The following is a 21,346-nucleotide window of genomic DNA, read 5'->3' on the forward strand; positions in this document are numbered from 1 at the left end:
TCTGGTGCTCGTGCGTTGAAGGGGGGAAGACGAGGCACAGTGTTTGAACAAGACCAAAGCCGAATGACGCCGGCGTCCCAGCCGGTGAGCACAGCTTCTGGCGAAGCTGACCAAGCCGATCGGGCGTTGATGGCGCGTGTTCGGGATGGCGATGCTGTGGCCTTTGGTGCGCTCGTTGAGAGACATACGCCGCTCATCTATCGCGTCGCATATAGATTGCTGGGTGACGGCCATGAGGCCGAGGATATCGTGCAAGAAACCTTCACCCGTCTTTGGACGAATGCCCCGCAATGGCAGCCGAGCGGCGGCGGCCTTGGTGCCTGGCTCCGCCGGGTCGGAATGAACCTGTGCTTCGATCGCTTGCGTAAACGCAAGCGGATTGCACCCGAAGAACCACCCGAAACGGCGGATGACGAGCCGGGCGCCGATGCGCAGCTGGTATCGGATGAAATCGGGTCGGTCGTCGATAGCTGCCTGCGGGAACTGCCCGAGCGTCAGGCCGCTGCGCTGGTGTTGAGTTATTTTGAAGGATTGCCGAATGCAGAATCGGCCAAGATTTTGGAACTGAATGTGAAGGCCATGGAATCCCTTTTGGTAAGAGCGCGCAAGAAGATGCGGGTGTTGCTGGAGGGGCGGGGAGTTCTGGCGTCCGATGTGGAGCAACTGACATGACCGCCGAACCACAGATGATAGACCCGGCCCTGGATCGGGCTCTTTCTGCCTCGCGCGATCCTGTCGTGCCGGCGGGTCTCACAACGCGCATTGCCGCGCAGGCCGTGGCCCAGCCGCAACGCAAGATCAGCGGACCATTTCAGGCATGGCGGACGCGTCGGACGAACAAATCGCGTCGCACGCGCCGTCCGGTCGTTTTCGGTGTCATTGGCGGCGGGCTGATGGCGGCAAGCGCCGTTGCCGCGGCATGGGTCAGCGATGGCACGTTCGAGATTGCTCGCATTACAAAGCCCGTGGTTGAGCTGTTCACGCCAGCGGCGCCGCAAGAAACAGCAGCCGCACCGGCGGCTCCAGTAACGCCGCGGCCTGCGTCCATCGCGGTAGACGGCGCTCCGGGCGCCGATGCACCGCGCGAGCGCGCGACATGGATTGACCGTCCCTTTGTCCGCGCCGGGTTGATCCGTCAGCGTATCGAGCGCATCCGGACACGCCGCGCGCTGGCCGGGGTTACGCCGGTCGTAAACCGGCCGCTTGAACGGCGTATCATTCGGCGGTCATTGAGCCAGCCCGGTCGCAGGCTGACCGAGACCCAGCGCGCACGCATCCGCGAGCGGATCCAGGCCATGCCGCCCGAACAGCGCCAGCAGCGCATCGAAGAGATACGTCAACGGCGCGCCGTTACACCGCCGGCGGCACGCGAGCGGGCGATCGAGGCCCGCCGGGCACGGATTCAGCAACGCATGCGGGAACGCGGCGCCAATCCGCCGCCGCCAGCGTTACAATCGACAAACAGGCCGCCGGCTCGGCCGATGGCTGCTCCGCCGGTGGATGCGCCACCAACAGCGACGCCTGTAGCCATTGAAGGCCCTGTGCCGGACGCACCTGTCACTCGCAGATCGATAACGATTGAGGATAGCGGACCGGGCCCGGAACCTATGCAGATGCCAGAGGCCCGCCCAAATATGTCGGCGGCAGATACGCCAGCGACCGCCGCTGCCCGCCGCGCAGCAATTCAGGCGCGAATTCAGGCTGCACGTGCCGCCCAGCGCGCACGCGCGGCTGGACGCAATCCGCCGCAAAGACCCCCCAGGCCGCGGATTCCGCGCCCCAGGCGATAGCCGCGAAGGGAATCTCCTCGTCCCGCGTTAGGGTGGATGAGACAGCAAGAAACGCTGTCGCGTATCCAGTAGGGAGAGTAAAATGAAACCCAATTTTTGGACTACCGCTGCAATCGCATTGCTGTTGCCCGGGCCGGCTTTGGCCGAGGCGCAGACGCGGACCATCACCATCGATACTCCGCGTGTCGAAGGCGAGCGCGTCGTTACCCGCGACCGCGATGCCGGTCTGCGGACCGTCGATTCAACGCTGACCCGCAAGGAAGATGGCGCGGTTGCTACAGCCTATCGGGAAACCCAGCGCACGGACACGGGCGCGACAATCAGCGGCACCCGCACCCGCTTCAATGGCGATACGCGGTCCTATGAGGGCGAACGCGTGCGCACCGAGAACGGCTATCGCACGAGCGGTTCCGGCACGGGCTTCAACGGCAATAGCTATACCTATGATGCCCGCGGGCGGCGCACGCCGAACGGTTTCGATCGCCAGCAACGTGTCCGCAACAGTGATGGTGATGTGGTGGCCGGTCGCAATGTCCGCGTCCGCCAGAATGGAAATACCCGGACACGTCGTGTGGTCGCAGGAAATGCAGATGGTGCGCGCCGGGTGACAACCACGCGTCGCACCGTCAATCGTCGGCGGCGCTAATCGGCGAGCCTCAAATCAACCCAGACCCTGTGCAGGGGTGCGTCCTTTAGTGTTCCGACGTGCAACCCGACCCTGCGACCCGGTCCGCTCCCTCACCCCCGAGGGGGCGGACCCCCCCCTTATTTGGGATGGGTTATTACTCGGCGGTCGGCTGCTCGGGCATGAGTTCCATATCGATCGCTTTGGCCCGCTTATAGGGCGCGCGATCACGTAAGCGCCCTGCATAGGCATTGAAGGAATCGCGCTCTGGCAAGCTGCCAAATGCCATGCCCCAATCGATATGTGCGCCGACATAGACATCGGCGGCCGTAAACCGCTCTCCGCACACATACTCATGGGATTTGAAATAGGTGTCGAGCACATCGACGACCCTGTCATAATCGCCGAATCCGACCATGCGTTCCTGCTCTTCATCCGGTGACCAGCCCAGCGAATTCATCGTTACCGCGCTTTCCAGTGGCCCGGCGCCGAAGAACATCCAGCGATAATAATCTGCCCGCTCTTCATCGGATATCGGGGCCAGGCCGGCTTCGGGAAAGGCTTCGGCCAGATAAGCGCAGATCGCCGCACATTCCGTGATCACCTTGTCGCCATGTTTGATTGCCGGGACTTTGCCCATCGGATTGATAGCGAGATAGTCGTCGGCCTTCATCGTCGTCCCATAGTCGAGCAGGATCTGCTCATAGGGGGCACCGACTTCTTCGAGCATCCAGCGCGCAATCTGTCCGCGCGACATCGGGTTGGTGTAAAAAGTCAGCGCCATCGTCCATCTCCTGTTCGGGTAGACGAAGATGCTATCGCTGATCGGCGGGTAGGGGAATGTCTGCGGCTTGCCTAACGGCCAGATCGTTCGTTTTCGTCGATAGCGCGATCAGCCCTGTCACCCAGCTCCTCAAGCTCATCCAGACGACGACGGAGATCGTCATTCGGCTCGAAATTGAGTTCATCACCATCAAAGGTGATCCGCGCACCGCCGAGCTGCGTATCGATGGTGATGCCGCCATCCGGGTCGATACGAAACTCGGGATTGGAGAGAATGGCGACGCGATCGTCTCCGCCTGAATCGATGCTGCGCGCCCGTCGCGGCTCTGCGTTCGGAACAGCGCCAATCATGAAAGCGCGCCACATCTGTGCCGGTATTCCGCCGCCGCTTGCCTCGCCAAGCGGTGTGTTGTCGTCATTGCCAATCCATATTCCGACGACAAGATTCCCGGCGAACCCGACAAAGAGAGTGTCGCGGCTGTCCTGGCTTGTGCCTGTCTTGCCGAAGGCGGGGATCGAAAGATTGGCCGCTCGACCTGTGCCATCGGTGATCGCGGTTTCGAGCAGGTCGCGCAGCTGGTTTCGGCGATGCGCGGACAAGCGCGGTCGCCGATCGAGGAAGCGTTCAAAAACGCCCGGTTCCGGGCGCGCGATGGCGTGGGGATCGACCTGGTAGCCGTCGTTAAGGACCATTGCATAGGCCGAAACCAGTTCGATGAGCGGCATTTCAGCGCTGCCTAGCGCAACACTGGCATTGGCCGGAAATTCACGATCGATACCAAGTATTTCCGCTGCATTCGCAACCGCTTCGCTGCCAAGTTCCTGATACAGCCGAACGGCGACGACATTGCTCGAATAGGCAAAGGCTTCGCGCAGGGTGATCTCACCGCGATAGCGACCGCCATAATTGCTGGGGCGATAGCTGCCGGTTTCAATTGGACTGTCATCGACCAGCATATCTGGCGTCATCCCGGCTTCCAGGGCCGCCAAATAGACGATCAGTTTGAAGGTTGAGCCCGGCTGGCGGTTCGCCTGCGTCGCCCGATTGAAAGGCGATTCCGAATAATCGCGTCCGCCGACCATGGCGACGACCTCGCCATTCGGTCGCATCGCAACCAGCGCGACCTGTGCGCCGGCTGGCGTTTGCTGTTGTGTGACACGTTCGGCCAGGGCTTGGAGATCCTGATTCAGCGTCGTGGCCACTTCGACGCTCTGATACCCCCGATCACGGCCGGCGCGAGCTTCCTGGATCGCCCAGTCGGCAAAATAGCCACCGCGCGGCATGGCGGGTGGCGGTCGATGATCGACTGTCGCCAGCTCGATCGCATCGGCTTCGGCGCGGGTCAGATAACCGGCATCTGCCATCGCGGCGATGACAACCTGTTGGCGAGCCTGGGCACCTTCTAGATTGCGGGTCGGTGCGAGCCGCGACGGCGCTTTCACCAAGCCGGCCAGCATCGTTGCCTGGGAGAGGGTAAGGTTTTCCGGGTGCCGGTAGAAATAGTGCAGAGAGGCGGCCCGCAGGCCATAAACATTGTCGCCGAAATAGACGTTCGACAGATAGCGTTCGAGGATTTCATCCTTGCTGAGCCAGATTTCGAGCCACAGCGCGATCGGCACTTCCTGGATCTTGCGGCTGAGCGTGCGATCCGATTCCAGATAGGTGAGCTTGGCAAGCTGCTGGGTAATCGTACTGCCACCATGGGTCGCGTCAGAGGTGATGTTGGTCCAAAGGGCGCGTGCGATGCCACGCGGATCGATGCCCCAATGATCTTCGTAGCGCCGATCCTCAATCGCCATGAACGCCTGCGCGACATAGTCGGGAAGCTCATCCACCCGGACCGGGCGATCCATCACTGGCCCCATTCTGGCGACCGGGCTCCCGTCTTCCGCCGTCAGGACGATGGGCGGGGGTACAAGCGGTTCGGCGGTCTGGGAGATCGGCGCGAATATGATCAGCCATAATAGCAGCAGCGTGAGAAAACCCATGGCAAGCCGCAGCATCCATTTGAGGATGATCCAGCGCTTCTTGCGCCGCGGCGGGGGCTCTTCGAAATCACCATCTTCATATTCGAATGGATATTCGTCATAGACTGGATCATCCCGGTGACGGGCATATTCGGAATAGCCGGGATAATCGGAATCGACCGGTTCCGGTGGTTCGCGACGCGGGTCGCTGCGATAATAGGGATCGAAGGCCGGATCGTCGGCATGGGGTCCGATCAGGCGCGATTGACGGTCTTCATAGCTTCGGCGCTCAAAAGGGAAGTCACGATCGGCCATAGTGTATTAGTCATATACTACACAAAATGGCATGATGCCAGCCTGTGTGTCCCCTGATCGCGACCCTGACCATGGTCTAATGCATCAATCTGAAGCTGGGCTGTACGGCTGCGCAAGAAAAAAGCGGCGAGAAACCCATGAGTTGCTCGCCGCTCCGATCATTTCGCCTTTGGCTTGGCCGCAGGTTTTTTCTTCTTTTTCGGTGGTTTGCGCTTGGGCGGAGCCGGTGTCAGCTGAAACTCGAGCGCATCATCCTTGACCGAAACATCGACTTCACCGCCATTGACCAGTTTGCCGAACAGTAATTCCTCAGCGAGAGGCTGCTTGACCTTCTCCTGGATCAGGCGGCTCATCGGGCGGGCACCATAGAGCCGGTCATAACCGCGCTCGGTAAGCCAGGTCTTCGATTCATCGTCCAGCTTGATATGCACTTCGCGATCGGCGAGCTGCAGTTCGAGCTCCAGGATGAACTTGTCGACTACCCGGGCAACCACGGCGGGTGGCAGATAGCCGAACGGCACAATCGCATCGAGGCGGTTGCGGAATTCCGGCGTGAACATCTTCTTGACCGCTTCTTCGCTGGCGTCTTCCTTGGAAATGTCGCCAAAGCCGATGCCTTCGCTCGCCATATCGGCAGCGCCGGCATTGGTTGTCATGATCAGGATGACATTGCGGAAATCGACCGTCTTGCCGTGATGATCGGTGAGCTTGCCATTATCCATCACCTGCAACAGCACGTTGAACAGATCCGGATGGGCTTTTTCGATCTCATCGAGCAGCAGTACGCAATGCGGATGCTGATCTACGGCATCGGTAAGGAGGCCGCCCTGATCATAGCCGACATAGCCGGGAGGCGCGCCGATAAGTCGTGAAACGCTATGCCGCTCCATATATTCCGACATGTCGAAGCGCTCGAGCGGGATGCCCATGATTGAGCTGAGCTGCCGCGCGACTTCGGTCTTGCCGACACCGGTCGGGCCAGTGAACAGGTAATTGCCGATCGGTTTTTGCGGTTCGCGCAAACCAGCACGGCTCAGCTTGATCGCAGACGCCAGCGTGTCGATCGCCAGATCCTGGCCAAACACGACGCGCTTCAGATCGGTATCGAGCGATTCGAGCGCTTGCTTGTCATCGGTAGAGACTTGCTTGGGCGGGATCCGCGCCATCATAGAGATAACTTGCTCGATCTCGTTCGGCGTAATCATCTTGCGGCGCTTGGATGGAGCGACCAGCATTTGGCTTGCACCGGTTTCGTCGATCACGTCGATCGCCTTGTCGGGCAGCTTGCGGTCATTGATGTAGCGCGTCGAAAGTTCGACCGCCGCCTTGATCGCATCCGCCGTGTATTTGACGTTGTGATGCTCTTCGTAATGTGGACGCAGGCCTTGAAGGATCTTGATCGTGTCTTCGACTGAGGGCTCGTTGATATCGATCTTCTGGAAGCGCCTCAGCAAGGCCCGGTCTTTTTCGAAATGGTTCCGGAATTCCTTGTAGGTCGTCGAACCGATGCAGCGGATCGCGCCGCTCGATAGAGCAGGCTTTAGCAGGTTCGACGCATCCATTGCGCCACCGGATGTAGCGCCCGCGCCGATAACCGTATGAATTTCATCGATAAAGAGAATGGCATCCGGCATCTTCTCCAGTTCGGACACAACCGCCTTCAACCGTTCTTCGAAATCGCCGCGATAGCGCGTACCGGCCAACAGCGCGCCCATATCGAGCGCGTAGATCACGGCCGGCTGGAGCACGTCGGGAACATCTTCTTCGACAATCCGACGCGCCAGACCTTCGGCGATCGCGGTCTTGCCGACTCCAGGTTCACCCACATAGAGCGGGTTGTTCTTGGACCGCCGACAGAGGATCTGAACCGTCCGATCAACTTCGGTAGCGCGGCCAATCAGCGGATCGATCTTGCCGGCTTCGGCCTTCTCGTTGAGGTTGACGCAGAACTGCTTGAGCGGGCTTTCGGCTTTCTTCTTGCCGCCGACTTTCTGCTCGGGCTGCTCTTCGTCTTCGGCGCCGCTAATTTCGCGGCTTTCGCTCAGCGCGTCGCCCTTACCAACACCATGGGAGATGAAGCTGACCGCATCGAGCCGGCTCATATCCTGTTGCTGGAGGAAATAGACGGCATAGCTTTCGCGTTCCGAGAACAAGGCGACGAGCACATTGGCGCCGGTCACTTCATCACGTCCGGAGGATTGCACATGCAGGATGGCGCGTTGCACGACGCGCTGGAAGCCGCTGGTCGGAGAGGGGTCTGTCGCACCATCGATGCGTAGTGCTTCGAGCTCGTTATCGAGATAGACGGCGACCGCTTCCTGCAGTTCCGATATCTCGACGCCGCACGCCGTCATCACCTGGGCCGCATGATCGTCATCGGTCAGCGCCAGCAGCAGATGTTCCAGCGTTGCATATTCATGTTTGCGGTTCGCCGCCTCGGCGAGCGCATTATGCAGCGTTTGTTCCAATTCACGAGCAAAAGAGGGCATTAGTTAACTCCTTGCCGGTCTCGAAACATCCGAGACCCGGTCAATCCTATATGGGAATGCTTGTTGGAAAAGTTAACAGAGGGATGAAGGGAAAGGGCGAAAGTCCCGAAATTCGGCGGTTGTGCAATGATATCCGCCGCTTGCTTCATCGCTTGAACAGCTCGTCGGCTTCTTTTCGGTGGGTAACCGCACCGTCAAGCTTGGCTTTTACCCGCGCAATTTCACCCTCAAGTGCCTGAATTCGCGTCTCCAACTCCTCGACCGAAAGGGGGTCGAGATCCTCGGTACACAGCTGAGTGAGCGGATCTCCGGGCTTCTTGGCGAAAAGTTCGTCCAAATCCATGGTTCTAACGTTGACCCTCGACCCACGGCTGTCAATAAGGCAGCGCGATTTGGGGTGCTTGAGCAGGGGATAACCATGGCAACGCTGCCGACCGAAATGACGGCCATCGATATGGAAGGGCCAGGCGAACCGGACGTGCTCGTCACAGTTACGCGGCCGGTGCCAGAGCCAGTGGCTGGCGAAGTCCTGGTCAAGGTTGCGGCCGCCGGTGTGAATCGCCCTGATATTGTCCAGCGCAAAGGTTTCTATCCGCCACCACCAGGCGCGCCGTCCATTCCGGGCCTCGAGATCGCCGGCGAAGTTGTCGCGCTGGGCGAAGGGGTGAATGCCGAGCTGATGGGCCAAGAGGTTTGCGCACTGGTCGCCGGCGGCGGTTACGCGGAATATTGCACCGCGCCCGTAGTCCAATGCCTGCCGGTTCCCGAAGGACTGTCGCTGCAAGAAGCCGCCGCACTCCCGGAAACGATATTCACGGTGTGGCACAATCTGTTTGAGCGCGCCTATGCGCGCGAAGGCGAAACGGTTCTCGTCCATGGCGGAACCAGCGGCATCGGTTCAATGGCGATCATGCTTGGCAAGCTGTTTGGCCTGACCGTGATCGTGACATGTGGCAGCGATGATAAATGCGCCGCCGCTGTCGAGATCGGCGCGGCCCACGCGATCAACTACAAGAGCCAGGATTTTGTCGAGGAAGTGAAGCGCCTGACCGACGGCAATGGTGTCGAGATCGTAATCGATATGGTGGCGGGCGATTATGTTGCGCGCAACCTCCAATGCCTGAAAGAAGATGGCCGACATGTGACGATTGCCGTCCAGGGCGGCCTCGAAGCGACGATCAACATGGCGCAGGTGATGAGCCGACGGCTGATGCTCACGGGTTCGACGCTGCGTGCGCGTTCGGTCGAGTTCAAGGGGCTGCTCGCCGATGAGATCGAACGCACGGCCTGGCCATTTGTTGCGGACGGCAAGCTGCGACCCGTCATGGACCGGAGTTTTCCGATGGCTGACGCGGCTGGCGCGCATCGGCACATGGAAGCCGGCGCGCATATCGGCAAGATCATCCTGGAAGTCTGACGGTGGAGCCGTTGATCCTTCACGAGGACCCGCGGAGCGGCAACTGCTATAAAATCCGGCTGACTGCGGGCCATCTCGACATTCCGATCAAGCGCAAGCGCTATGACGTCATGCGCGGTGAGACCCGGACGCCGGAATTCCTCGAAACGATCAACGCAAACGGCAAGATACCAGTGCTGCAGCTTGGCGATCGCTACATGCCGGAAAGCAATGCAGCCTGTTATTTGCTTGCCACGGGTAGTGATCTGATCCCCGACGATCGGTTCGACCATGCCGACATGCTGCGCTGGATGTTCTGGGAACAGCATAAGCATGAGCCGACGATCGCGGAGATGCGCTTCTTCTATCTCTATGTCGGCAAGGACAATCTGAGTGACAAGCAACGCGATGCCATCCCGGACAAACTGGCGGGTGGCGAAGCTGCGCTTACGCTGATGGACGGGCATCTTGGATCGCGAGATTTCATGCTCGGCGACCAGTTTACGCTCGCCGATATCGCCCTCTACGCATACACGCACGTCGCAGAGGAGGGGGAATTCGATCTTTCCCGCTGGCCCGCCGTGAAGCGCTGGCTGGACCGGGTCGCATCGCTTCCCGGCCATGTCGAGATGGAAGTATAAAATCGCCGGGCGATCTAATTGCTCTCTAGCATGGCTTCCGCACGTTTCAGGATGTTCTGGACCCTGAACTTCTGGTGTTCATTGTCGCCTTCGAAACCGCGCAGTTTCTCTATGGCGGCGGGAACATCTCCGATATCAATCAAGCATCGCGCATATTCGATAATCGCCGTGCCCACGGACCGAGAATCTTCGATGGCGAAGGTAAGGCGCTCCAAGCCTTGCTCTGGAAAACCACTTCTACGCAGCGCTGATCCGCACAGGAATTTGACCATATGTTGTGCACCAGGTGCGGCAGGGAGCCATTTCTCTTCAATCTCTTCCAGTTCTTCGATGCTCATTCCACGGGCCGCTGTGGCCTCGAGCAATACGCGCCACTGGTTCATGCCCTTGTTCGGCGAGAGGCAGACATTCCAGGCGGTTTTGATCGCTTCGTCGAAATCCTTCGTTCCGATCAGGCATTTGGCCGTCACAAGCTGAGCTTCAATGCTGTCATCATCCTCGATGATGCGGAGTGCTTCAGCATATTCCCCTTCATCGAGCAGATACCGTGCATGTTCGATCGCGAAACTTGGAGATGACGCGCTATGTTCTGCGTGCTCGCGAAAGAAATCGGCGTCACTGTCCAGGCGGGCCTGGCGCGCTTTTTCAGCCATGAAGCCAGTCTCGACATCCTCGGCATTTGCCGCGACGTCTGTCGCGAGCGCGATATCGGCCGTTCGCGCATTTCCCGAATATGCGTTGACCATCCGTTCGACATTAAAACCGATCATCTCATCACGGACATGGACGAAATCGTCCATCCAGGAGAGCTGGCGGTTGCTGAGCGTGACAGTCTCATAGCTCGGGAAATAGGTAACCTGGTCATGTTTGCTGACAATATATTCCGCGACCACCCGCAGAACTGATTTTGAATAGGTGTTTGCAATCATCACATCGATGGGCCTGTGCGTACTCGTCATCGGGACCGGTGATACGGTCAAGACCATCTGGAGATCCGGCTTGCCATGCCGAACCATGATATCAATCGTCCGTTCAAGATAATCCACGCACTCGTCGACCCCCAGAACATGCAGCGAGAAACGGTCTGGGTTTTCCTTGTGAGCCGAGCGCGGTGGTTGTGTATTCAGGTAAAGCCCGGCTTCCTCGTCCCACCAGATTTCGATCAATCCAAGCGTCATGATCACGACACGACAATCAGCCAGCGAGCGTGTGGCATCGAACAGGCGCGCGCGTCGCTGTCTGAGAATCTCAATGGGAGCAGGGCGCAAACTCGATACCATGTGCAGGTCGGTATATTTGTCCGGTGCCATTTTCAGGAATGCGGTATCTTCGTCGAAAGGCACTTCATCAAATGCCCATGCAATTTCGTTGAAGATCGATGGTGTCCCAAAATTGTTGACAATGTTGGGATGCAAACCTTCGAATTCGGGGGCTTCGAAGAGGTTTCTCATCGGCAAGTCGAAGCCTTGCTCGATTAATTTGGTCTCGACATGGCGCGCGAAGCACGAGCCAATCGTATAGATTTTCTCGCCGGGTGAAAGTTGGAACGGTGCCTCAAAAGCTGGAGCGGCAATGGGTTCGACACGGTTCTGATCCGTCCGGTTCCCCCAGTTCGAGACTTTGTTGCTCTTCAGCGTCTGTATTGCGGTTGTGCTGGGTATCTTCAGGATCGCCATAGCGTCACTGCTATTTGGGCATTCCCATATTGGCAACTGGAAAAAATGCGCGGAACCGTCGTTTAGCTGTAACAATAAAACGTCATAGGCTTCCAGGCGGAGCAACCGATAGGGGTTCGTCATGGAAGCACCGCATGATTTCCTGAAAGACGCTGCGATCTCCAATTTGCAGGACAAGCGACTGACCGGTCCTGAACCTGATCACCAGCGCAAACGTTACCGAACAATCTGGGTCTCTGACATTCATCTCGGTACCAAGGGATGCAATTCGGAGTTGCTGATCGATTTTCTCGACAACACCGATAGCGACACCATGTATCTGGTCGGTGACATCATTGATGGCTGGCGGATGAAAAAGAAATTCTACTGGCCGTCAGAACATAATGACGTGATTTGGCGCGTCCTGAAGCGCGCGCGGCGCGGCACCCGCATAGTCTACATTCCGGGCAATCATGATGAAATGTTCCGCCAGTTTACCGGGTTGAATTTCGGCAAGGTCGAGATCCGGCGCAAGGCCATTCATCAGACCGCCGACGGCCGCCGCTTGCTGGTGCTTCATGGCGACGAGTTTGACGCGATTATGTTGTCGCATCGCTGGCTCGCCCATGTCGGCGATGCAGCCTACACCGTCATGATGGCGCTCAACCACTGGGTAAATGGCATACGCCGCCGGTTTGGCCGACCCTATTGGTCGCTCTCAAAGCACGCCAAGCACAAGGTGAAGAACGCCGTCGAGTTCATCTCGAAGTTCGAGGAAATTGTGTCTGAGGAGGCTGGAAAACGGGGCGTTGACGGTGTTGTATGCGGCCACATCCACACCGCTGAAATGCGCGATATCGATGGCATTGAATATTATAATGATGGCGATTGGGTCGAAGGATGCACGGCTTTGGTCGAGCATTTCGACGGGCGCATGGAGATCCTGCATTGGGCCGACGAAATTGCCGCGCGCAATGCGATCCGGGCCTTCGAGCTCGAGCAAGATGAGGGGAGGGAAGCCGCATGAGAATCGTCCTCGTCACCGATGCGTGGGAACCGCAAGTGAATGGCGTCGTGCGAACGCTCAAGGCGACGCGACATGAGCTCGAAAAGCTCGGTCATTATGTGCATATCGTCTCTCCGGATCAATTTCGATCGGTACCCTGTCCGACCTATGCCGAAATCCGCCTGGCCCTGACGACGGCAGACGCAGTGGGTGCCCGGCTGGCAGCGATCGGCGCTGATGCAATTCATATCTCAACCGAAGGGCCGCTGGGCCTGGCGGCGCGGCGCTGGTGCAAGCGCAACGGGCTGCCGTTCACCACGGCCTATCACACGCAATTCCCGGACTATGTCGCCAAGCGCACCGGCCTGCCTGCCGATTTGATCTGGCCCTTTATCCGTCGCTTTCATGCGCCGTCGAGCGCCGTACTTACAACCACAGATTCCATTCGCGCAGAGTTGCGAGACCATGGAATTTCTCACGTACGGCCGTGGAGCCGCGGTGTTGATCTGGATTTGTTTTCACCTGATCGCCCGCCGCATCCGGCCCTTACCGACATGGACGGTCCGATCCAGCTCTATGTCGGCCGCGTCGCCGTGGAAAAGAATATCGAAGCGTTCCTCGCAACGCGCCATACTGGCACCAAGGTGGTCGTCGGCGATGGGCCAGCGCGGGCCGGCCTCGAAAGAGCCTATCCGGACGTTGTGTTTCTTGGTCCGCTATTCGGCGAAGAACTGGCGAGCGCATATGCCGGTGCCGACATATTTGTTTTTCCCAGCAAAACCGACACTTTCGGGTTGGTTCTTATAGAGGCGCTCGCGTGCGGCACGCCGGTTGCCGCCTATCCGGTGACGGGGCCAGTTGATATCGTTGGCGATGCAGTGGGATGTCTCGATGACGATCTCGATCGGGCGATCGTCGGCGGGTTGGGCCGGGATCGCCAAGCCTGCGCCCGCTATGCGCAAAGCTATAGCTGGGCTGAAAGTGCCCGGCAGTTTTTGGCAGCATTGGAACCGATCACCCCTGAATTGCCGGTAGCCGCCTAGCGGTCGGATCGCCTGCATTGCCGGACAGTCGGCACAGGACTTGCCGCGCTCGGTAATTCGGCCTATCTGGAGCCCAACGATGGCCGTCCCGCAGGGGCGGCCCTTTTAATTTCTGGAGTTCAAGATGGCCCATCCATTGATGCCCCATGCGACCGCGAGCTGGCTGGTCGACAACACTGCATTGTCCTTTGAACAGATCGCTGAATTTTGCGGTCTGCATATCCTCGAGGTGCAGGCAATTGCCGATGATACGGCTGCTACCAAGCTCACCGGACGCGATCCGATTGCCGCCCATGAGGTGACGATGGAAGAGATCGAAAAAGGCCAGGCAGACCCCGATTATCGCCTCGAAATGCTCGAAGGCCCAGAACAGATTCGCCGCACCAAGGGCCCGCGCTACACGCCGGTTTCCAAGCGTCAGGACAAGCCCGACGGCATCGCCTGGTTGCTGCGCAACCATCCGGAAATCTCCGACGCGCAGGTTGGCAAGCTGATTGGCACCACGCGGAACACGATCAATGCGATCCGCGATCGCACGCATTGGAATATCGCCGAAATCGTTCCGAAGGACCCGGTTACGCTGGGCCTGTGTTCGCAGCGCGAGCTTGATGCGGTCGTTGCCAAAGCCGCCAAGAAAGCGGGCATCGAAGCGCCGAAGGACGAAACGATCGAAGGCGATCGCGAAGCGCTGATCGCTGAACTGCGTAATGAACGTCGTGAGGCAGCTGCGGAAGCCGAAGCGGCTTTGGCAGCCGAAGCCGCAGAAGAAGCGGGTGAAGAAGCCCCGGCCGCAGAAGATGCCGATGCCGCGCCAAGTTGGCCCGAAGCGCCGTCCGAAGACAGCGCTCCGAAGGCATTGCCGGAAGGGGCTGAAGAGCTGTTCAAGAAAAAAGACGACTAGATGCCAGTTCGGTTACTGACAGGGATGTCAGTAATTTGATTTGCCGGTCGTCCTTGCTATAGGGCGATCATGGTAGAAATTCCTGACATCTGGCGCGATGATTATCGGCATCCTGGGACATGGGATAAAACCTATGCGCCGCTCACCGTGCCGCAGATGTTCGCCGATAGCGCTTCAGCCCATCCCGATGCCTATCTCGCGGACTTTATGGGCCGCAAATATAGCTATGCGGATGTTCGGCTTGGCGTGAACCGCGTTGCGCGCGGCCTGCAAAAGCTGGGCATCAAGAGAGGCGATCGGGTCGGGATTTTCCTGCCCAATGTGCCGCATTATCTTGCCGCCTATTATGGCGCGATGAAGATGGGCGCGACGGTCGTCAATTTCTCGCCGCTCTACACAGTCGATGAGCTCACCCATCAGGTTGAGGATTCCGGAACGAAACTGCTCTTCACGCTCTCGGCCAAGGCCCTGCTGCCGACTGCGCTCGAAGTGCTTGACAATAGTTCGCTGGAAAAGCTGGTTGTCGGTACAGTCGTTGAGGCTCTGCCGCTTGCAAAATCACTAATGTTCCGGGTGTTTAAGGGCGGAGAATCGGTCGATATCCCGAAACGTCGCGATATCATTCCGTTCAGCGAGGTGGTTGATAATAAGGGCGATTGCGGCCGCGTGCCGATCGACCCGCGCAAGGATATCGCGCTGATCCAATATACTGGCGGTACTACTGGCACCCCCAAAGGTGCGATGCTGACCCATCAGAATATCACGGCCAATGCGCGTCAGATCCAGGAATTTGATCCTGATCCAACCGCCGATGACCGGATCATGGGGGTACTTCCTTTCTTCCATGTCTTCGCCAACGCGACCGTGCTCAACCGAACCGTATTGCGCGGCGGCGAAATCATCATGCTCCCGCGCTGGAATGCGGCCCAGGCTCTCAAAGCGATGGAGCGGACAAGGGCAACGGCGCTGCCCGGTGTGCCAACCATGTATACCGCGCTGCTCGATCATCCGCTGACGCGCAAGACCGATTTCAGCTCGCTCCGCGTCTGTATTTCCGGCGGAGCGCCGCTACCGGCCGAGACCAAAGCCAAGTTCGAGGCGATGACCGGCGCAAAGCTCGTCGAAGGCTATGGCCTGACGGAAAGCTCCGGTGTCGTCTCGTGCAACCCCTATGAGGGCGAGAACAAGACGGGTTCGATCGGACAGCCAGCGCCAGCCACCATCGTGAAGCTGGTCGACAAGGAAGATCCCAACGAACCGGCGCCTGAAGGTGAACCGGGTGAGATCGTGATTGCTGGCCCGCAGATCATGTATGGCTATTGGAACCGACCCGATGCCGATGACCAGATCCTGCATGATGGCTTTTTGCGTACCGGCGATGTCGGCACGATTGACGAGGATGGTTATATCTTCATCGTCGATCGGTTGAAGGACATGATTGCGGTCTCCGGGTTCAAGGTCTTCCCAAGCCAGCTCGAAGAGGTCCTCTATTCGCATCGCGCGATCAAAGAGGCGCTCGTGATCGGGATTCCGGACAATTATACCGGTGAGAAACCGAAAGCCTTTGTGGCCCTGGAAACCGGCGCAACCACGACGGGTGAAGAGCTGACTGCCTGGCTCAACCCGCAACTCGGCAAGCATGAGCAGGTAACCGCGGTCGTCGTGCGCGACGAGCTTCCCAAGACAATGATCGGCAAGCTGGATCGCAAGGCCTTGCGCGCGGAAGAGGGCGTCTAAGCTACTCCGGCAGCATCACATTTTTGAGGTTCATGAACTCGTGCAGACCGTGTGAGCCCAGTTCGCGACCATGGCCGGAGCGTTTGACCCCGCCAAAGGGTGCATAGGGATCGGACGCCAACATCTGGTTGATAGCGGTCATCCCGGCCTCGATATCGCGAATGAAACGGGCTTGTTCGTCGGCGTCATTGGTCCAGGCGCTGGAGCCGAGGCCGAACGGGATATTGTTCGCAACCGCAACCGCTTCGTCGATATCCTTGATCTTGAACACCATTGCTACCGGTCCGAAAAACTCCTCCCGTGCGACGGGGGCGTCATCCGGAATGTCGGTCAAAATAGCCGGCGTCATCCAAGCGCCCGGCTGGTCCGGGATATCGCCACCATAAAGTTTGTTCGCACCGGATTGCACGGCCTGGTCCAGCTGCGCGGCAATCTCGTCTCGCGCGCCAACACTCGAGAGCGGTCCCATTTGGGTGCCATCGTCGGTCGGATCACCAATCTTGATGGTTTTCACGCCCTCGACAAAAATCTCCATAAACTCGTCATAGACATCTTCGTGGACGATCATCCGTTTCCCGCAGATACAGCTTTGCCCGGCATTTTGGAGGCGTGCAGTGACCGCGGTTTCCGCCGCTTTGCGAACATCGGCGCTCGGCATCACGATAAACGGATCCGAACCACCCAGTTCCAGCACGACCTTTTTGAGGTTATGGCCAGCCGCTTCGGCGACCTTGATGCCTGCGCCTTCGCTGCCCGTAATGGTGACGGCGACGATGCGATCATCCGCGATAATCCCTGCTACTTTGGAGGCGCTGATGTGCAGATTCTGGAAAACGCCTTCGGGACCGCCTGCATCAAGAACGATCTGTTCAAGCGCAGCAGCGCAACCCGGTGTCGAACTGGCATGTTTCAGCACCCCGACATTACCGGCCATGATCGTCGGCGCCATGAAGCGGACAACCTGCCATAGGGGGTAATTCCACGGCATCACTGCCAGCACCGGGCCTTGCGGCAGCCAATGGGAGACTGATGTTCCGCTCACCAATTTCTGCTCGACCGGCGCCAGCATTGGCGGGCCGTTCTTGGCGTAGAAGCGAAATGCCTTTTCGCATTTGTCGATCTCGGCACGGGCCTGGGTGATGGGTTTGCCCATCTCGGCGGTAATAATGTTCGCGAGCGATTCCTTCTGCGCGGCAAACTGGTCGGCAATGCGGATCAGCAAGTCCGTTCGGGTCGAAAGATCGGTGGTGCGCCACGATCGAAAGGTTTCGCTTGCCTTGGCGAGCTTTGCTTCGATTTGCTCATCGGTCAGTGCCGGAAAGGTCTTGCCCTCTTCGCCAGTGGCCGGATTTACTTGTGTAGGCATCATTCCCCCTCGTTTTCGTGCCGATCGGTGACCCCTTGAACCTGTCGAATCGCATATCGCGCGCGGCTCTTGCTTGACCATAGCTTGGTCGCTCGCCCATAGCGACTGCATGACTGATGAAAGCGCCAATGACATTGCTGATCTTTCCTTCGAGGCTGCCCTTGAGGAGCTGGAATCGATTGTTGCAAAGCTGGAGGCTGGAGAGGCGCCGCTGGATGAATCGATCGCCCTCTACGCCCGCGGAGACAAATTGCGTGCGCAGTGCGAAGCCAGGTTAAAGGCGGCACAGGCGCGGATCGACAAGCTCCAGATAGATGCGGACGGCAAACCGGTTGGCACCGAACCGCTGGATCCGGACTAGCCTGTGCCGGTCGTATCCATGGGGCTAAAGCCAGCGCTCGAGCGCATGGCGAAGGATGTCGATATTCTGTTCGACACCTGGCTTACTGTACCCGGTGATTCGCGCTCGAAACTGTATGAAGCCATGCGCTATGCGGCGATTGGTGGCGGAAAAAGATTACGGCCCATGCTGCTGGTGGCCGCATCAGAGGTTTTCAATGTCGATCGTGATAGCGCGATGCGGGCCGGGTTCGCCGTCGAATGCATCCATGTCTATTCGCTGATCCATGACGATCTGCCATGCATGGATGATGATGACATGCGGCGCGGGAAGCCGACGGTGCACAAGCAATTCGATGAAGCGACTGCGGTTCTGGCAGGCGATTGCCTTTTGGCGCTGGCCTTCGAGATTTTGGGAGAAGAGGCGACCCATCCCGATCCGTTTGTCCGGGCGGAGCTGATGGCGGCCCTTGCCAAGGCCAGCGGCCCGTCCGGCATGGGCGGCGGCCAGATGATGGATCTCGAGGCGGAGAATCGACAGTTGGACCTGCCGGCAGTGACGCGGCTTCAACAGCTCAAAACGGGCGCCTTGATGGGATTCTGTCTCGAGGCGGCGTGCATCCTGGGCCGCATCCCGCCGGAAAACCGTACGCACCTTCGCGGCTATGCACGCGACCTTGGTCTTGCCTTCCAGATCGCAGACGATCTGCTTGATGTGGAAGGTGACGAAGAAATGGCGGGTAAGAAGCTCGGAAAGGATGAAGAAGCTGGCAAGGCGACATTCGTCTCGCTACTCGGGCTGGATCGAGCCAAGCAGCAGGCAAAAATGCTTGTAGATCAGGCTATTGATCATCTACGTGACTATGGCGAAGAGGCTGATATGCTGCGCGAAATTGCTCGCTTCTCAATTGAAAGGACGCATTGATGGGCGCGAACAGGGTGGGAGTATATCCCGGTACATTTGATCCGATCACACTCGGCCATATGGATATCATCCGGCGTGGCGCGAAACTTGTCGATACGTTGATCATCGGGGTGACGACCAATCCCAGCAAATCGCCCATGTTTTCGGATGAGGAGCGGCTTGAGACGGTAGAACGCGAAGTGGCGTCTTGCGAAGGCGATATTCGCGTTGTGCATTTTAACTCGTTGCTGATGGATTTTGCTGAGCGGGAAGGCGCAACGGTTATCGTGCGCGGTCTCCGTGCAGTGGCCGATTTCGAGTATGAGTTCCAGATGGCGGGCATGAACCAGCAGCTCAACTCGGATATCGAGACGCTGTTCCTGATGGCCGATGTGGCCCTGCAGCCAATTGCCTCGCGGCTCGTGAAAGAGATTGCGATGTATGGCGGTGATATTCACAAATTCGTGACCCCGGCTGTCGAAAGCGAAATGAAGGCACGGGTCGAGAAGATCGGCCGGAAGGGCGATTAACGACTAAGCGTTCATGCTCCTTTCAGACGCGCTCTGGTTGGGCTAAAGCACATTGAAATATGACCGTGGCGGATCATGCGCTCGGTAAAATGAATCGTATGAGGATTGTATGCGTTTGAAGCTGTTTCTGTTTTCCATTGTAGCGCTTGCCATGGGCAGCGCTGCCCATGCGCAGGATGATGAGGGCGGCGTCACCGATGTCAGCGGTACGCCGGAAGTTCGGTATGCAACAGGAGTCACGCCTGCGGCGGATCCGGAGAATACGCTGCATTTGGATCTCTCCACCGGCGGACGGGTTACCATCAGGCTGCGACCAGATGCTGCGCCATCGCATGTCGAGCGGATCAAGGCATTGGCGCGCCAGGGTTTTTACAACGGCATTATCTTCCATCGTGTCATCGAAGGGTTCATGGCGCAGACCGGCGATCCGACGGGCACCGGTCAGGGCGGCTCGCAGCTGCCGGACCTTTCATCTGAATTCACGACGCTTCCGCATGTTCGCGGCACGGTTTCGATGGCGCGCGCTACCGATCCCAATAGCGCGAATAGCCAATTCTACATCATGTTCATGCCCAATCTCGGCCTTGATCGTAACTACACAGCCTTCGGCCGGGTGACGTCGGGCATGCAGTATGTGGATGCCATTCCGCGCGGCGAGCCACCGGCGAATCCCGCCCGGATCATTCGCGCGTCGATCGGGTCCGACAATGTACCGCCGCCATCGGCTGCGGAAATTGCTGCGATGAACCAGCCGGCCGCCAATGATCAGGCCGCGGCGCTGGAAGCTGCGCTTGGCGAATTGGCGGGCGAGACGCCCCAATAGCAAGCCGTGCGCGTTGATCTTTTCGATTTCGCGCTCCCCGAAGACCGCATAGCGCTGCGCCCGGCTAGCCCGCGCGATAGTGCGCGTATGCTGGTGCTCGATGGAGACACAACACATGACCGCCTGGCGCGTGACCTGCCGGATTGCCTGCGTCCGGGGGATATGCTGGTCTTTAATGACACCAAGGTCATCCCGGCCCAGCTAGTGGGACGGCGCGGCGACGCCAAGATTGGCGCGACCCTGCACAAGCGCGAAGGCCTTCGCCAATGGCGCGCCTTTATCCGCAATGCAAAACGCTTGCATGACGGTGACACAGTCGAATTCGGCGGCGGTGTGTCCGCGATTGCTTCGGACCGTGGCACGGATGGCAGTTTCCTGCTGAGCTTTGCTGGCGATGAGCCGGTGGAAGTGTTGCTGGAACGGGCAGGATCCATGCCGTTACCGCCCTATATTGCGGGCAAGCGACCAACCGACGAGCGGGATGCCGAAGATTATCAGACCATGTTTGCGCGCGAAAAGGGGGCGGTCGCTGCGCCCACGGCGGCTCTGCATTTTACACCGGAATTGATCGCACGGCTTGAAGCGACCGGGATCGCCCATGAAACGCTGACGCTCCATGTCGGGGCGGGCACCTTCTTGCCGATGAAGGTCGATGATAGCGACGATCATGTGATGCATTCCGAATGGGGCCGGATCGACGCGGAAACAGCGCACCGCCTCAATGCGTGCCGTGCGGCTGGCAGCAGGGTGATCGCCGTCGGGACGACGAGTCTGCGCTTGCTGGAAAGTGCGGTTGACGAAAATGGCACCATCCAGCCGTTTGATGGCGATACCGACATCTTCATTACGCCAGGCTATGAATTCAAGGCGATTGACGGCTTGATGACCAATTTCCATCTGCCTCGATCAACGCTGTTTATGCTGGTCAGCGCTCTCATGGGCCGGGAACGCATGATCGCGGCCTATGAACATGCCATTGCCGAGAAGTACCGCTTCTACAGCTATGGTGACGCCAGCCTGTTGCTGCCCTAAGCC

At 58.8% G+C, this 21,346-nt stretch carries 20 protein-coding genes; 14 read left to right on the top strand and 6 right to left on the bottom strand.

Annotation, left to right across the window (positions count from 1 at the left end):
• Nucleotides 1–63: 63 nt before the first annotated feature.
• The 3 genes from HFP51_RS02050 to HFP51_RS02060 all read left to right on the top strand — a co-directional run bounded on the left by HFP51_RS02050 (nucleotide 64) and on the right by HFP51_RS02060 (nucleotide 2,436).
• Complete coding sequence (locus tag HFP51_RS02050) at nucleotides 64–672, top strand: RNA polymerase sigma factor (protein ID WP_176874133.1); 609 nt, start codon at nucleotides 64–66, stop codon at nucleotides 670–672.
• Nucleotides 669–1,790, top strand: a complete 1,122-nt coding sequence (locus HFP51_RS02055; RefSeq protein ID WP_176874135.1) for a hypothetical protein — start codon at nucleotides 669–671, stop codon at nucleotides 1,788–1,790. Before HFP51_RS02050 ends, HFP51_RS02055 begins: the two co-directional genes overlap by 4 nt.
• An 82-nt stretch (nucleotides 1,791–1,872) precedes the next feature.
• Nucleotides 1,873–2,436 (top strand): hypothetical protein, encoded by a 564-nt coding sequence (locus HFP51_RS02060; RefSeq protein WP_176874137.1) that lies wholly within the window; start codon nucleotides 1,873–1,875, stop codon nucleotides 2,434–2,436.
• Nucleotides 2,437–2,572: 136 nt separating this feature from the next.
• On the opposite strand, the gene HFP51_RS02065 is transcribed toward HFP51_RS02060, so the two are convergent.
• From HFP51_RS02065 to HFP51_RS02080, 4 genes are all read right to left on the bottom strand, one after another.
• Nucleotides 2,573–3,199, bottom strand: a complete 627-nt coding sequence (locus tag HFP51_RS02065) for a glutathione S-transferase family protein (RefSeq protein WP_176874138.1) — start codon at nucleotides 3,197–3,199, stop codon at nucleotides 2,573–2,575.
• Between the two features lie 71 nt (nucleotides 3,200–3,270).
• A complete protein-coding gene (locus HFP51_RS02070) occupies nucleotides 3,271–5,481 on the bottom strand; it encodes a transglycosylase domain-containing protein (protein ID WP_176874139.1) in 2,211 nt (736 codons plus the stop codon).
• 158 nt (nucleotides 5,482–5,639) lie between these two features.
• Nucleotides 5,640–7,970, bottom strand: a complete 2,331-nt coding sequence (gene clpA / locus HFP51_RS02075) for an ATP-dependent Clp protease ATP-binding subunit ClpA (RefSeq protein WP_176874140.1) — start codon at nucleotides 7,968–7,970, stop codon at nucleotides 5,640–5,642.
• Nucleotides 7,971–8,115: 145 nt separating this feature from the next.
• Nucleotides 8,116–8,313, bottom strand: a complete 198-nt coding sequence (locus tag HFP51_RS02080) for a DUF1192 domain-containing protein (RefSeq protein WP_176874141.1) — start codon at nucleotides 8,311–8,313, stop codon at nucleotides 8,116–8,118.
• Between the two features lie 75 nt (nucleotides 8,314–8,388).
• Between HFP51_RS02080 and HFP51_RS02085 the strand changes: the two genes are divergently transcribed.
• On the top strand, nucleotides 8,389–9,387 hold the full coding sequence (locus HFP51_RS02085) for an NAD(P)H-quinone oxidoreductase (RefSeq protein WP_176874142.1): 999 nt from the start codon (nucleotides 8,389–8,391) through the stop codon (nucleotides 9,385–9,387).
• A gap of 2 nt (nucleotides 9,388–9,389) precedes the next feature.
• Nucleotides 9,390–10,007, top strand: a complete 618-nt coding sequence (locus tag HFP51_RS02090) for a glutathione S-transferase family protein (RefSeq protein WP_176874143.1) — start codon at nucleotides 9,390–9,392, stop codon at nucleotides 10,005–10,007.
• Nucleotides 10,008–10,021: 14 nt separating this feature from the next.
• On the opposite strand, the gene HFP51_RS02095 is transcribed toward HFP51_RS02090, so the two are convergent.
• Nucleotides 10,022–11,683, bottom strand: a complete 1,662-nt coding sequence (locus tag HFP51_RS02095; RefSeq protein ID WP_176874144.1) for a GSCFA domain-containing protein — start codon at nucleotides 11,681–11,683, stop codon at nucleotides 10,022–10,024.
• 121 nt (nucleotides 11,684–11,804) lie between these two features.
• Here HFP51_RS02095 and HFP51_RS02100 point away from each other — a divergent pair, with 121 nt between their 5' ends.
• The 4 genes from HFP51_RS02100 to HFP51_RS02115 all read left to right on the top strand — a co-directional run bounded on the left by HFP51_RS02100 (nucleotide 11,805) and on the right by HFP51_RS02115 (nucleotide 16,349).
• Entirely contained in the window at nucleotides 11,805–12,689 is an 885-nt protein-coding gene (locus HFP51_RS02100; protein WP_176874145.1) for a UDP-2,3-diacylglucosamine diphosphatase, read from the top strand.
• On the top strand, nucleotides 12,686–13,711 hold the full coding sequence (locus tag HFP51_RS02105; protein WP_176874146.1) for a glycosyltransferase family 1 protein: 1,026 nt from the start codon (nucleotides 12,686–12,688) through the stop codon (nucleotides 13,709–13,711). The genes HFP51_RS02100 and HFP51_RS02105 overlap by 4 nt, the downstream gene beginning before the upstream one ends.
• Nucleotides 13,712–13,850: 139 nt before the next feature.
• A complete protein-coding gene (locus HFP51_RS02110) occupies nucleotides 13,851–14,612 on the top strand; it encodes a DUF1013 domain-containing protein (protein ID WP_176876491.1) in 762 nt (253 codons plus the stop codon).
• A 69-nt stretch (nucleotides 14,613–14,681) separates the two neighbouring features.
• A complete protein-coding gene (locus HFP51_RS02115; protein WP_176874147.1) occupies nucleotides 14,682–16,349 on the top strand; it encodes a long-chain fatty acid--CoA ligase in 1,668 nt (555 codons plus the stop codon).
• Nucleotide 16,350: 1 nt separating this feature from the next.
• On the opposite strand, the gene HFP51_RS02120 is transcribed toward HFP51_RS02115, so the two are convergent.
• Nucleotides 16,351–17,715, bottom strand: coding sequence for an NAD-dependent succinate-semialdehyde dehydrogenase (locus HFP51_RS02120; RefSeq protein WP_176876492.1), 1,365 nt, complete (start codon nucleotides 17,713–17,715; stop codon nucleotides 16,351–16,353).
• 109 nt (nucleotides 17,716–17,824) lie between these two features.
• On the opposite strand from HFP51_RS02120, the gene HFP51_RS02125 reads away from it, so the two are divergent.
• The 5 genes from HFP51_RS02125 (at nucleotide 17,825) to queA (ending at nucleotide 21,343) form a co-directional block, all read left to right on the top strand.
• Nucleotides 17,825–18,076 carry an exodeoxyribonuclease VII small subunit gene (locus HFP51_RS02125; RefSeq protein WP_176874148.1) on the top strand — a complete coding sequence of 84 codons (252 nt, stop codon included), beginning with the start codon at nucleotides 17,825–17,827 and terminating at the stop codon, nucleotides 18,074–18,076.
• Nucleotides 18,077–18,121: 45 nt separating this feature from the next.
• Nucleotides 18,122–18,979, top strand: a complete 858-nt coding sequence (locus HFP51_RS02130; RefSeq protein WP_255454772.1) for a polyprenyl synthetase family protein — start codon at nucleotides 18,122–18,124, stop codon at nucleotides 18,977–18,979.
• Nucleotides 18,979–19,488 (top strand): pantetheine-phosphate adenylyltransferase, encoded by a 510-nt coding sequence (gene coaD / locus HFP51_RS02135; protein WP_176874149.1) that lies wholly within the window; start codon nucleotides 18,979–18,981, stop codon nucleotides 19,486–19,488. Before HFP51_RS02130 ends, coaD begins: the two co-directional genes overlap by 1 nt.
• Before the next feature lie 109 nt (nucleotides 19,489–19,597).
• Nucleotides 19,598–20,311: a peptidylprolyl isomerase gene (locus tag HFP51_RS02140; RefSeq protein ID WP_255454773.1), complete on the top strand. Its 714-nt coding sequence runs from the start codon at nucleotides 19,598–19,600 to the stop codon at nucleotides 20,309–20,311.
• A 6-nt stretch (nucleotides 20,312–20,317) separates the two neighbouring features.
• On the top strand, nucleotides 20,318–21,343 hold the full coding sequence (queA, locus tag HFP51_RS02145; protein ID WP_176874150.1) for a tRNA preQ1(34) S-adenosylmethionine ribosyltransferase-isomerase QueA: 1,026 nt from the start codon (nucleotides 20,318–20,320) through the stop codon (nucleotides 21,341–21,343).
• Nucleotides 21,344–21,346: the final 3 nt, after the last annotated feature.

Source organism: Parasphingopyxis sp. CP4 (assembly GCF_013378055.1).
Taxonomy (GTDB): domain Bacteria; phylum Pseudomonadota; class Alphaproteobacteria; order Sphingomonadales; family Sphingomonadaceae; genus Parasphingopyxis.